The organism is Mesorhizobium sp. WSM4833, from assembly GCF_055811095.1.
Window position 1 is genome coordinate 234,279 of record NZ_JBVVQG010000007.1, and the last position, 13,653, is coordinate 247,931.

The following is a 13,653-nucleotide window of genomic DNA, read 5'->3' on the forward strand; positions in this document are numbered from 1 at the left end:
AATTGGCCTCCGATCCAAATAATTTCCGTAAATTGCTTTATGACAGCGCCATTTTCTTGAGCTTGCCCGTGTCCGTCATCGGCAGACTGGACACAATTTGGATGGACTTCGGAATCATGAAGTTTTCCAATCGCTTCTGACATTCCATCCGCAGCTGCTTTTCGCCCATGATCGTTCCTTGCTCCATGACGACAAACGCTTTCACTGCTTGCCCCAGCAGGTCGTCAGGTACTCCGACAACCGCGGCTTCCCGTACTCCCGGGATTTCCATCAGCACGTTTTCGACTTCCTTAGGCGCCACCTTTTCTCCCCGCGATTTTATGATCTCATCGCTGCGGCCGACAAAATAGAGGTAGCCTTCCTCGTCCATTCGGCAGTAGTCGCCGGTGTACAGAACCTGCTCGCCGGGCAAAGGACCTGGCTTGAGCTTCTTCGCGGTAGCCTCCGGCTTACCCCAGTAGCCCTTCATGACCGTTGCCCCGCGGATGACCAACTGGCCGACGACATTGGGACCAACCCTTCGGTCATCCTCATCGACAATCCACATTTCGGTGTTCGGGATGGCGATCCCCACGCTCAACGGTTTTCGGGCAAGATCGTCCGGCGGAAGATAGGTGCAGCGTTTGCATTCGGTCAGGCCGTACATCGAATAGATGCGGGCGGCGGCAAACAGTTCCTGGAGCAGGCGAATGTGCTTAAGCGGCAGGGCTGCCGCCGTATTCGTGACATACCTTATGCTTGCAAAATCATTTGCCTTCAGCGTCCTGAGATCCGACAGCGCGGCAAAGATGGTCGGCACGCCGGGAAAGCCTGTAACTCTCTCCCTTTCGATGATCGCAAGTATCTGTGCGGGGAAGGCAAACGAGCGCTCGAGGACCAACCGCGCCCCGGTACGGAATGCCATTATCATCTGATAGAGGCCGTAGTCGAAGGCCAGGGGCAAGACATTGAGGATCACGTCGTCTTCGCCAAGCTCAAGGTACGAGGCGATAGACGTGCAGGCTGTCATCATGTTCCTGTGTGTCAGCATCACGCCTTTGGGTTCGCCGGTCGAGCCCGACGTGTAGATGATGGCTGCGAGATCGATATCGATGCGGCGGCGGGCCGGCGCTTTGCCGTGGCCGGCAGCCGCCTCATCCCAGCGCACGGCATGCGGCAATCCCCGGAGCTCGGCGTCGTCCACCTGACCGGAGACGATGAGCCGCCGCAGCGACGGACAGTTACGCGCCGGCTCAGCAAAGACCGGCTGCAAATGTTTGTCGGTGATCAATGCTGCCGGAAGGCAATCGTTGAGCAAATACCCCAGCTTGTCGCTCTTGGTGAGCGGATTGACGACGCACACAACGGCGCTCGCCTTGAGAACCGCCCAGAAGCTGACCACGGTCTCGACGGTGTTGTCGGCGAAGATCATAACGCGGTCACCGGGGGCGACCCCGGACGTGACGAGATGACGGGCGACCGCGCTGGAGCGTGTCTCAAGCTCGTCATAGGTGAGCCGGTGCTCGCCGCACACCAGCGCTATCTTGTCGCCGAGCCGTTCGGCCGAATGGCTGAGGTAATCGTCCAGCAGAGGTACGGCGCCATGCATCATACCAGCACCTCTTCCCTGTGCAGGTGATCGACATCTATCCTGAGGTCGACCGCATGCGCGCTCGATGGGCGGCTTGCGACAAACTGCTGATGGAGGAGCTGCGTCGACAGCACGCCGACCAATGCCATGTTGTCCGAGTTGGACAGATCCCCATCGCCGGTCTTGGCAGCGCATTTGTCCAGCAGGCGCGCGACCGAGTTCGGATCAAAGACATTCGCCGCGCGCAGGGCAGTCTCGGAGAGTGCTTCGCGGACATAGGCGGGTGCGCCATCGCCCGTGAAGCAAAGTGCGTTGGGCGCCCGGTAGGGTTGCTTCTTGCGGGCCACGACTTCCGCGGGCACGATCGATTTCGCCACACGCTTCAGCACGTGCTTCTCATCCAGAATGCGCAGCTTGTAGTCGGGCGGGAGCGAATTCGCCAACGCCACGAGCCTGTCGTCCAGGAACGGGAAGCGCCCCTCGACAGAATGGGCCATCAGCATCCTGTCACCCTGCGAGGAGAGCAGGTAGCCCGACATCAGCGTCCTGATCTCAAGATACTGGTCCTGCGCGAGAGGACCCCATCGTGGAAACTCTTCGGGCAGGTGGCCAAGCAGGTCCGCCACCACGTCGTGACGCGCCGCTTCGGCATGCATGTCGGCCGAGAACAGCCGTTTGATGGCGCTGGTGGTGCGCCAGCGGGTGTCATGCGCGAAGCCGGGCGCGCCAAATGCATGGATACCGTGTCCGAAGAACTGGCGCGCCATCGCCTGCTGCTTGACGGGCGACCGGCTCAGATAGGGGTAGAGCCGTTCCAGCAGTCGCGCGCGTCGGGCGGATGCGGGCTGCCGCCCCCAGAAACGGCGGACCTTGCCTTCACGGAACAGGTCGTAGCCGGCAAACATCTCGTCGGCGCCCTCGCCGGTCAGGACGACCTTGATGCCATGTTCGCGCACCAGCCTCGAGAGAAGGAACAACGGCGCCGGCGCGGTCCTGAGAATCGGACGCTCGGCGTGACGGATCACATCTGGGAAAACCTCGGCAATATCACCGCGCGAAACCATCACCTCGTGGTGCTCGCCGCCGCTCGCACTTGCAACCAGCCGCTGGTAACGGGTTTCATCATATTCGGCGTCAGCAAAACGCAACGAGAAGGTCTGGAATGGCGCGCCGGCGAAGCGCCTCCCGAGCATGGCGACAAGTGAGCTGTCGAGCCCGCCGGAAAGGTAGCAGCCAACCGGCACATCCGCCTTGACCATTCTAAGCGCCGTCGCGGCCTGCAAGGCGCTACGCACTTCGTCCACCGCATCGTCCAGTGAGCCGGTGAAGGTGCCATGGGCCTGGTCCGCGATCTCGGGATAGCGAGGTTTCCAGAAACCGTGCTCACGAACGCTGCCATTGTCGTAGATGCGTACATGGCCGGGGGTAAGTTCCTTCACTCCCTGAAATACGCCTTGCGGCGGTACGACCGTCCACAGCGTGAAAGTCTGGTCTATCCCCGCCGGATCGAAGGCCCGCGGTATCGCCGGGTCGGCTGCGAAAATGGCCTTCACTTCGCTGGCGAAGTGAAGGCGGCCAGCATGTTCGCACAAATGCAGCGGGCAGATGCCGAACCGGTCGCGCGACAGGACGAGACGGCCTGTCAGCGAATCCCAGATGGCGAGTGCCCACTGCCCGTTTAGCCTCTCGAACGCGGCCACGCCCCAGGCGCGGTAGGCGTGCACGATGACCTCGGTATCGCTGCGGGTGCGGAAACGATGCCCCAGCGCCATGAGTTGTTCACGCAGCTCGACGTAGTTGAAGATCTCGCCGTTGAACACGATCCAGGTGGTATCGCCGGTGTCCGCGAGGGGCTGCTGTCCGGTCGAGAGATCGATGATCGACAGACGGGTATGCGCCAGCCCCGCCCGCCTGTCGCGGTAAACGCCGCTCTCGTCCGGGCCTCGATGGGAGAGCGCGGCTGCCATTCGTAGAAGCGCGGCTCGTGAAGGAGGCTCCGCAGCCGCGTTCAGCGCCACAATTCCGGCGATGCCGCACATGGGTCAATCCCTGTCCATCGCAGCGGACAGCTGCGGCCGTGCGTGAAGGTAGCGGGCGGCGCGGCGTTTGCTGACGATATCCTTATAGACCTTCTCGACCTGCTCGGCCGTCAGGCCGGCGGCGGCGGCAACCACGCCGGCCGAAATTCCGTGATTCATGCCGTAGAGGCACAAATCCATCAGCTGATAGGGCAAGGCGAAGTAGAACTCCTCCTGGGTTTGCGCCATGGAAAACGTGTCCGTGGTCGGCGGCCTCGTTCGGACCTCCTCGTCAATCCCGAGATATTCCGCCAGCTGATAAACCTGGGTCTTGTAGAGATGGACGATCGGCATCACGTCGGCGACGCCGTCGCCCTGCTTGACGAAGAAGCCTTGGTCATATTCGAGCCGGTTTGGCGTGCCTGCCACTGCATAGTTGAGGCGGTCCGCATGATAGTATTCAGTCATCTTGCGAACCCGCTGCTTGTAGTTGGTTGCAGCGACGATCTGCAGGTAAGCCGCCGGCGAAAGACGCACGGTGTCGATCTTTCCGTCCGGATCCTCGACGGTGAGGCGCGTGATATTAAGGCCGCTGCTCTCCAGCACCGATGCCATGACCAGCTTGCATTTCCAGCCTTCGCCATATCCAGGGACGGCAGTTCGGATGGCCTCCATCTGTCGGGCGTAGGCGCCGATGCCCTCGAGCGCCGGCTGGATATCCTCAAGGATTGTGTCGATGCCAAGCTGCCCGGCGACGCTGCGGCCAAGCCTCAACGAGTCGCCGGATGAATCGCGCTCCGGCATGAACAGGCCCAGTACCTTGTCCCTGCCGAACGCGCGTGCGCAGACCGTTGCGACGACCGAACTGTCGATGCCTCCGGAGAGCCCGACAACCACTCCGCGGCGCCGTTGTGTGCCGAGAACCTGTTCGCGCAAGGTCTCGACGATGCGATCGATCTCCAGCCGAGCATCGAGCGCCAGCACATCGCTGCTGAATTCCCCGATCAGGTCGATGACACTGCCTCCCGTTTCTGTGACTCGATTGAAGAGTAGGTCTCAGTCACAGCGTTTTCGATGAGCGGGCGATTGATGGTCAGATGGGGCTCCACGACCATGTCGATGTGAGTGCCGGCGATCGGAATGACGTCCAGATGGACGAATGCCCGATCCCACCCAAGTGCAAGCGGCATTCCGGGCCGCGCGCAACGGAACAAGGTGCCGGTGATCGGCAGTATCGGCCTGGGTTCTGTGAGCCACTGGAAGAAGGCGCGCGCGCGCAGAACTTCCTGCAGTTCCAGTTTGGTTCTGAAGCTCGTCGGGTTGAACTGACCCTCGGCATAGCGATCGAGGAAGCTGGCAAGCCGGGATTCGCAGTGCATTTTGACCGCGACCTTGGCAAGCGCGCGGCATGCCACTCGACTAGCCGATATACGATTGGTTCGGATCCGGTGAAATGTCCGGGTAATCGTCTCCCAACGCTTGCTGCGTTCGCCAACCAGGCTGGTATCCAGAATGCCCGTGAACGCTACCGCTCGCCCTTGATCAAGCAGACGCGCGGCAACCTCAAAAGCAACCGCTCCTCCGAGCGAGTGACCAAGCAGGCGAACACAGCCGGTCGGCTGCACGCGGTTGATATGATCGATTGCAGCTTCGACCATTGCGGCGACGGTGTTCTGACCTTGCAGGATCATGCCCAGGGCCGGATATCTGATGGGAGACACCCTGGCGACCTTGCTTATTGCCGATGCGAACGAAGCAAGGCTCGGACCATAGCCGACCGAGCCGGGGAAAAGGAAAAGCAGCGGAGGCTCGTGTTTCCAAGCGGGCGCGTGCTCGCCGCCTCCTTGAGCAGAAATGACCGCTGCAACCATCTCATCGAAGCTCATTCCAACCGTGAAGGCTTCCAATCCGAGCTCCTGCCCGATCGCGCTTTCGATTTCCATGACGCAGTGCAGCAGCTTCAGCGAATCTCCCCCCGCTTCGTCCCAACAGCCCAGGGCGACCCGCGTCTTGAGGACCTTGGTCCAGGCACGCCGTACGATCTGATGAGCAGGAACTTCATGTCCCGCATGGGGTATTTGCGGTGGGGGCGTGGTTTCCCGAACCGAAAGGTCAATTGCAGCCAGCGTTGTCATATCGATCTTTCCGCTGGGCAGTCGCGGTATCTCGGCGCTTGCATGGAGTCGCAACGGGCAAAGCGCCGGCGGCAATTTTGTCCTGGCAAGTTGGCGCAGCTCGTCGCAAAAACTGGCTCCCGCTCCGCTGTGCGGTACGGCGAATGCAACCAGTTCATTCGCCGGGGTGACGATAACCACGGCATCCTTCACCGACGGCGCGCCACGCAGAACCCGTTCGAGTTCGGCCGGCTCAACGCGCCGCCCATTGACCTTTATCTGGCGCCCTTTGCGGCCTATGATCCGCAGCAGGCCGTCACTCCCGATTTGCACAAGATCGCCCGTCGCAAAGATGCGAAGCGTCTGGTCGTCGGGGTCTACTTCAAACGGAACAACGGCCCCGTTTTCCCAATGTCCAAGCGCGACATACGGGCTTCTGATCAACAGTTCTCCGATCTTGCCGGGCTGAACCGGGTAACCCTCTTCATCGACCACTGCGAAGCTGATTCCCGGAAGCAGCCAGCCGACGGGAGCCGAAGAATCGAATTCCGGCCAATCGTGCGGCAAGAACCACTGCGATCCCGTCGTTTCCGTCGATGAATAGCCGATCTGCACCAGGCAATTTGGCGGGACAGCCTTGCGCACGAGGCGGATGTCGGCCGAAGATACCTTCTCGCCTCCAATTCGGGCAACTCTGAGCGAACCAAAGGCGTCCGCGGGTTCATCCGCCAAGAGAGCGCGAAGCAATGCCGGCACCAGATAGGTGATCGTCACGCCTTCGGATTGCATGCGGCCGCGAACCGCGCGCAGACCGACGGCTTCAACCTCCACAAGCTGCAACGTGGCACCCGTGAGAAGAGCGGCAAGAATTTCCCGACAGCCGGCGATGGTTGCCGGGCCGGTCAGAGGCAGGAATACATCCTGTGCATTGATGTGGCACGCATCGACATATTGCTGCACTCGGCACAGCAAGTTCCGCTGGCTGTTGACAATCCCCTTGGGGCGGCCCGTGCTGCCGGAGGTATAAAGCACGATTGCCGGTGCATCGACAGAAACCACACGGTGTGCGGCTGGATGGGGCGTTGCCTGCAATGATTGCGCCATATCGATCCAGGCAACGTGCTGGGGCAGATCAAGGCCGTGGAGGCCTTTGTCGCCAATTATGGCGGAGAGCCTCGCGTCGGCGACGATTTCGTTGATGCGCGAGTCCGGATCTCGCACGTTAAGCGGCACTGACGGCCGACCGGATGCCATGCTGGCCAGCATCGCAACGGTGTACCAGACCGAGTTGGCCTGAAGTATTCCAACCGCATTTCCGTCGGGAACGACGGCTTCAATCCAGCCGGCCAATGCCTCGACCGCCCGAAAAAGCTCGGAATAGGTCAGTCGATTGGTGCCGTCGCTGGCGGCTAATTTTTCGGAATAACGCCCGGCGATCTCCCTCAGGTGATCAAAGACAGGAACGTCGGCGAAGCCAGTTCCCATCCGTTGATGCAAACGTAGAACAGGCCCGCCATGGTCAAGAGCATGATCGGGAGCTTTTAACCATCGGCAAGGGACCACCGCTTGGTAGTCAGCCTGCACCGTTTGAATCGCCCTCGAAGATTCTAAATGCGCCAGAGACATAAGGGCCCCACGCTAGGATTGTTGCCGCTTATCGCTCCGCGGCATGATCTTTTCATCAATCATTCGGATGATGCGTGAGACGGTCTTAATCGCTTGAATTATTCGAAGATGAAGAGGCCAGCCTGCGCCCGCCCGGGCTGCGGGACTCCCTTACCTTACAGAGGTGTCGGGCTGCGCGCTGCTATCCGCTTTGCCAGTGCTTGAAACGAAGCAGTATGCGAACACTTCCCCTCCAAGCTCATCCGTTACACGAACCCAATTGTTTTCCCAAGTCCGCAGGGTAACCTGGCGTCCCGTTGACATAGTCGCCGCCGTGAACGGGCTGGACGCATTGACGTTACTCGCCGCGACCACGTCATCCCCCTCCATTTGTTCCACCAGGTATGTTTGCATCACTGCTCCTGACTGTGGGGCAAGGCCGGTTCAATCGCGTGTAGCTGGACAACTCCAACCGCAGGGAACGGATTTCGTTCCATGCTACAGGCAACCCTACCGCCGGAAGTCAGCCTTCAGATCGCCTGCCCTCCTGGCAGGACCGTGGCCTAGCCGCTGAACGACTGGTCAGGACTGAGCTATGCTTTGGGGGAGATGGACCTCGCCCTGCGAATCCGCATACTTCTGGAAAAGTGCAATCTTGTCGGGATACGTAATCCGGATTTCGCTGTGACAGCCCTCGCAGCGATATTTGGACGCAACCTGGAACCAGCGCCCGGGTTTCAGCAAAGCCAATCCGCAGCGAGGACATTTGAACGTCATTTCAAGAGGGCATAGATTCTGACACAGCGGCATTTCGCAAAGTCCATAAGGGATACCTAATGTTAGGCAACGACAGCCGGCCGAAATCGTTCCTGGACGCCGTTCTTTTCGTCAGGCCGATGACCAACCCCGGACGCTGGGAGATTATTGGATTATCCGCGATGCCAGATTTACTGACGCGGGCCTGAACTCAAGCGCACCCGATTTCCGGTGGCGTAGCGCCGTTGCAGGCGTTGACTGATGTCAGCAGCTTGCAATCCGAATGAGCAAGCCCGGAGCGAGGTGGCCTCGGGGGGACGACGGGGCCGCACGGTCGACGACACGGCCTATCCGGATGCTGAAACAACGCCGCGCGCCGACCCTGTCGAACAGCACCAGTGGAACAGGCAGGACGAAAAGCGGCGCAACAGGCGGCAATACTTAAGTGTCTCGCCTATATCGTAGCTCGGAAGCCGCGATCCCGACCGAGTTGATGGATATGGAAGCGCTGTTGAAGGGAACCGACGCATCCCTTGGCGAATGCGTCGGTTCCAGAAGTTTATGCGTGGCGGATTTCCGTTCCCAGCACCTTCAGACATTCGCGGATGAACGCAGCAAGCGCCGTCCAACCTTTGGCCGAAACCATTGTCCCGTCCACATAGGCCTCGGTCGGCGACAGGTCGATATAGGTGCCACCCGCCAGTGTCACCTCCGGCTCGCAGGCGCCGAGTGCCGCGACCTTCTTGCCGCGCACCACGCCGTCGACAGCGATCAGGATCTGCACGCCGTGGCAGATGGTGAAGATTGGCTTCTTGGCCTCGTGGAAATGGCGCACGATCGCCTGCACGCGCTTGTCGGTGCGGATGTATTCCGGGCCGCGGCCGCCCGCGCAGTAGACGGCATGATATTGATCGAGCTGCCTCTCGGCTTCCGAGAAAGTCTTGTTGATCAGCGCATAATGGCCGAGCTTTTCGGTGTAGGTCTGGTCGCCCTCGAAGTCGTGCAGCGAGGTCTTGATCAGATCTCCGGCGTTCTTGTCCGGGCATACCACGTGGATGGTGTGACCGACGGCTTCCATCGCTTGCTGATAGACAAAGATTTCGTATTCTTCGGTGAACTCACCGGTCAGCATCAGTATCTTTTTGCCTGGCATGGTTCTTCCTCTCAGTGTTTTGAGCTAGGCAAGGCGCAGACTGCGCCTGCCTTTCTGTGAAATCGGATAGGGTCAGAATGGCGAATCCGGAAAGTAATATTCCTTGGCGTTGGCCTGGGTGATCAACGGCGCGTCGAGCTTGACGGTGCCACGGACGGGTGCCTGGCCGATCAGGTTGGCGACTGTCATGTAGATCGCGGTCTTGATCATCGACGGCGGGTATGGCGTCTCGACCGGCGTCATGGCGTCGCCGTCGATCACTTTCTTGACGATGTCCTTCATGCCGTTGCCACCGAGCGCAAGCTTGATGTCGGTCCGCCCCGACTGCTTGACCGCCTCGAGCACGCCAAGCAGCATGTCGTCGTCATTGGCCCACACCGCATCGATATGCGGGTACTTGGCCAGATAGTCCTGCATCAGCTTGAAGGCTTCGTCGCTGTTCCAATGCGCGTACTGGATGTCGAGGACTTTCAGATCAGTGCCTTTGATCGTGTCCTGGAAGCCCTTGATGCGCTCGTCGTCGATGACGGTCGGAATGCCGCGCAACACAACGACGTCGCCCTTGCCGCCAAGCTTGTCGATCATGAACTTGGCGGTGTTGGTGCCAACCGCGATATTGTCGCCGGCGAGGTAGAGATCCTGGACGGAGGCGTCAGTCAGACCGCGATCGACGACGGTGATGAACGTGCCCATGTCCTTGATAGCCTTGACCGGCTGGGTCAGCTCTTCCGAGCTGTAAGGCAGGATCACCAGAGCATCCAGCTTGCGGCTGGCCGACAGGTCCTCAAGCGCGCTGACCTGCTCCGCCGCGGACGGCGACGTCTTCACGACCACTTCGACGTTCGGGAAGGCGGCGTTGATTTCCTTGGCCGCCGCTTGTGCGTGGTAGACGATGCCCGCTGTCCAACCGTGGTCAGCGGCCGGTATCGACACCGCGATGACCTTCTTGTCTTGCGCCATGGCCTGGCCGGCCAGCAGCAGCGCGCCAAGTGTCGCTGCCGCAATCCATTTTCTACTGAACATTGTCTTCTCCCTTGGACCTACAAGAACGTTAATCCGCGTGGTCCGGACGCGGCGCTATTTCGAATTCGAAAACCGCTGGATGAGCATGGCGATGATGATGATGACGCCTTGAACAGCGGCAACGAGGTATTCGGAGACGAAGTCCGAGAGCACCATGAGGTTGGCGATGAGTTCCAGGATGACGGCGCCGGCGACTGTCCCCCACACATGGCCCTTGCCGCCGCGCAATGCGGTGCCGCCAATCACCACGGCGGTGATGACCTGCAGTTCCCAAAGCTGTCCGGTCGTCGGCGTTGCGGCGCCCAGGCGCGGCACGTAGCAGATCGCGGCAATCGCCACACAGACACCCTGGACGATATAGGCCACGGTCCGTGTCCTGATCACCGAGATGCCGGAATAACGGGCGACATCCTCATTGGCGCCGACCGCCGCACATTTGCGCCCATATTTCATCTTGTAAAGGATGAAGGATGCGACCGCGGCGACTGCGATGGATATGAGAATTGGAACCGGGATCCCGCCGACCGTGCCGAAATAGACAGGCCGGTAGGCCTCGCGCAACGACCTGTCGATCGGTATCGTGCCGCCATCGGTCAGATAGGTTATCAGCGCCCGGAAAATCCCCATCGTGCCCAGCGTGACGATAAACGGTTCGATCCTGCCGACCGTGACGATGAGTCCGTTGGCAAGCCCGCACACCAGGCCGACCAGGATCGCAACCGCCATACCGGCGGGAATAGCCCAGATGCCGGCATGCGGCGCCACCGCGTTCATGAACATGATGGTGATGCCGGTGATGAAGGCGGCCATCGAGCCGACGGAAAGATCGAGCCCCCCCGACGAGATCACAAATGTCGCGCCGACCGCGATAATAGCAATGAAGGCGCTGCGGGTGATGACGTTGGCGAGGTTGGTGGCGGACAGGAAATCGGGGTTGATGAGGTAACCGACCACCAGCAGAGCTGCCAGCGCAAGAAAAGGCCCGATATCGGTCCAACTGATGTTGAGATCGAGGGGGCGACGCCTGGGTGCGGATTCGCTCATGACAGCCATTTTGTGCCTCCCTTGGCTTTTGGCCCTTGCTTGGGGCCACTGGTCGCCAGTACCGCCACATTGCTTTCGGTCATTTCGGCGCCACTGACCTCGCCGGTGATGCGGCCTTCGCGCATCACCAGGATGCGGTCGCAGATGCCGATCAATTCCTGCATCTCCGAAGAGATGACGATGCAGGCCTTGCCCTTGGCCACAAGCTCCTGGATGAAGGCATAGATCTGCGCCTTGTTGGCGATGTCGATGCCACGCGTGGGCTCGTCGATAATGACCACCGAAGGATCGGTCAGCAGCACCTTCGCCAGCAGCAGCTTCTGCTGATTGCCCCCGGAAAGCTGGGCCGCTTTGGCGCCGAGGCTCTTCAGCCTGATGTCATATGTCTCCACGGCCTGTTCCAAGGCTTGCGCTTCGCGGCGCCGACCCATCGAGAGGCCGGGATGAAACACATCGAGCGCCGACAGCGTCAGGTTAGGCGCCAGGTGCTCTTGCAGCAGCAGTCCCTTGCCCTTGCGATCCTCGGTCAGGTAACCGACGCCGGCGTCGATCGCCGCGCGCGGCGATTGGAAATGGACCGACTTGCCCTCAAGTTCGATCTTGGCAACTGCCGGGCGCAAGCCGATAACGCCCTCGAAGAGTTCGGTTCGGCCTGCGCCGACCATACCGGCGAACCCCAGGATCTCGCCCTTGTGGACCGTGAACGACACGTCCTCCACATAGCCGGGAACGGAGGCGTTCCTTACGCTCAGCATCGGTACATCCGAAGGCGCTGCGGTTCTCTCAGGATAGAGCGCTGCCAGTTCGCGCCCGACCATCAGCCGCGCCATGTCCATCTGGCTCAGCGTCTTGCCGGGATAGGTGCCGACCATCTTGCCGTCGCGCAGAACGGTCACTTTGTCTGCGACCCGCTGCACCTCATCCAACCGGTGGCTGATATAGAGCACGGCGGTGCCGTGAGCCTTCAGTTGCAGGACGATCTCCAGCAGGCGCTCGACCTCGCCACCGGTCAGAACGGCGGTCGGCTCGTCGAAGATAACCACCTTGTGGTCGTCAAGCAGGGCGCGAGCGATCTGCACCATCTGCCGGTCTGCCAGCGAAACGTCGCGCACCAGTGCCCTTGGCGAGACCGCGCAGCCGATCTGCGCCAGTTTCTCGGTTGCCAGCCGGCGCATGGTGCGGTCATCCACGACATGGCCACGCGAAAGCTCTCGCCCGAGAAACAGATTGTCGGTGACCGTGAGCCCCTCGGCGAGCAGGATCTCCTGATGAACCAAAGCGATACCGGCATCCTGTGCTTGGGCAGGCTTGGCAAATTTCACCGCGTGTCCGTTCATCGACAACGTGCCGTGGCTTGGCTCGACATAGCCGGACAGCAGCCGCATCAACGTCGACTTGCCGGCACCGTTCTCGCCAATGATGGCGTGGATCTCTCCCGGCAGGACGTCCAGGGTGACGTCCGACAGCACCGTCACTGGGCCGTATTGCTTGGACAATTCCTGGGCGCGCAGCACCGGTTCAAGCGAACCAGGCGCTTCGCTGGACAACGTGCTCCCGCCCTCGCCGGCGATATTCGCGGCAATGGACATCCGTTCCGACCTCAATCGAATGCCGGGAGCAGGCGATCGCGCGAGTGCTCTATATGGATGCGCATCGCCTTTTCGGCGGCATCGGGATCGGCCGAGCCGAACGCGGCAAGGATCGCCTCGTGTTCGTCAAGCGCCTCCTCGGTCACGCGTGCATGGAACATCAGGCGGAAGATGTGGAAGTGCGTGTGCTGGTGGCTCAACGTCTCGCGGATGAGTTCGTTTTGAGAAAACTCCATGATCTTGTCGTGGAAGATCGCATCCTGCCTGGCGAAATTCGAATAGCGCACGCGATCATCCTTGCCTTCGCGGCGTGACATCACGCCGGCAGCTTCGAGCAACAGATCGAGCTTGGCGTCGTCCATTGTTGCGGCGGCCTTTGCGGCGCCATGCGGCTCGAGCAGCAGACGCATCTCGTATAATTCGTCGAAACGGCGCCGGGTGATCTGGGGCGCGGCACGATAACCGATCAGATGCGTCTTGAGCACCAGGCCTTCGCCTTCGAGCCGTCCGAGGGCTTCCCGGATCGGCGTGTGCGAGACGTTGAATTCCTTGACCAGGCTGTCGACTGTGATGCGCGAGCCGGGGGGGATCTTCAGCGCCATCAACTGCGCGAAGATGGCTTCATAGACATCTTCGACGAGACTGTTGGCGCGCTGGATGCGACCAGCTCCAATGCTGGCGTCGCTTGGGTCGGGTAAGTTTGCGGTCTGCATATTTTGCCTCTTGACAGTGAGGACTGCTAACACGATGGTTCCGCGGATGCAATCCTATATCCTATACG

9 protein-coding genes are annotated in these 13,653 nt (G+C 60.6%); all 9 read right to left on the bottom strand.

The features are described from left to right. Positions 1 to 37: 37 nt before the first annotated feature. Entirely contained in the window at positions 38 to 1,591 is a 1,554-nt protein-coding gene (locus AC0L2D_RS16345) for a class I adenylate-forming enzyme family protein (protein ID WP_473541542.1), read from the bottom strand. Next, positions 1,588 to 3,609: an asparagine synthase (glutamine-hydrolyzing) gene (gene asnB / locus AC0L2D_RS16350; RefSeq protein ID WP_473541543.1), complete on the bottom strand. Its 2,022-nt coding sequence runs from the start codon at positions 3,607 to 3,609 to the stop codon at positions 1,588 to 1,590. Before asnB ends, AC0L2D_RS16345 begins: the two co-directional genes overlap by 4 nt. 3 nt (positions 3,610 to 3,612) lie before the next feature. Beyond that, positions 3,613 to 4,596: an NAD(+) synthase gene (gene nadE / locus AC0L2D_RS16355; RefSeq protein ID WP_032898949.1), complete on the bottom strand. Its 984-nt coding sequence runs from the start codon at positions 4,594 to 4,596 to the stop codon at positions 3,613 to 3,615. Then, complete coding sequence (locus tag AC0L2D_RS16360) at positions 4,593 to 7,187, bottom strand: non-ribosomal peptide synthetase (protein ID WP_082826410.1); 2,595 nt, start codon at positions 7,185 to 7,187, stop codon at positions 4,593 to 4,595. The genes nadE and AC0L2D_RS16360 overlap by 4 nt, the downstream gene beginning before the upstream one ends. A gap of 1,435 nt (positions 7,188 to 8,622) precedes the next feature. Then, positions 8,623 to 9,216: a DJ-1/PfpI family protein gene (locus AC0L2D_RS16365; protein WP_013533129.1), complete on the bottom strand. Its 594-nt coding sequence runs from the start codon at positions 9,214 to 9,216 to the stop codon at positions 8,623 to 8,625. Between the two features lie 72 nt (positions 9,217 to 9,288). After that, positions 9,289 to 10,239, bottom strand: coding sequence for a substrate-binding domain-containing protein (locus AC0L2D_RS16370; RefSeq protein ID WP_013533130.1), 951 nt, complete (start codon positions 10,237 to 10,239; stop codon positions 9,289 to 9,291). A gap of 54 nt (positions 10,240 to 10,293) precedes the next feature. Further along, on the bottom strand, positions 10,294 to 11,292 hold the full coding sequence (locus tag AC0L2D_RS16375) for an ABC transporter permease (RefSeq protein WP_473541544.1): 999 nt from the start codon (positions 11,290 to 11,292) through the stop codon (positions 10,294 to 10,296). Continuing rightward, positions 11,280 to 12,872 (bottom strand): sugar ABC transporter ATP-binding protein, encoded by a 1,593-nt coding sequence (locus AC0L2D_RS16380; protein WP_473541545.1) that lies wholly within the window; start codon positions 12,870 to 12,872, stop codon positions 11,280 to 11,282. The genes AC0L2D_RS16375 and AC0L2D_RS16380 overlap by 13 nt, the downstream gene beginning before the upstream one ends. An 11-nt stretch (positions 12,873 to 12,883) precedes the next feature. Continuing rightward, positions 12,884 to 13,585 (bottom strand): GntR family transcriptional regulator, encoded by a 702-nt coding sequence (locus AC0L2D_RS16385; RefSeq protein ID WP_013533133.1) that lies wholly within the window; start codon positions 13,583 to 13,585, stop codon positions 12,884 to 12,886. Positions 13,586 to 13,653: the final 68 nt, after the last annotated feature.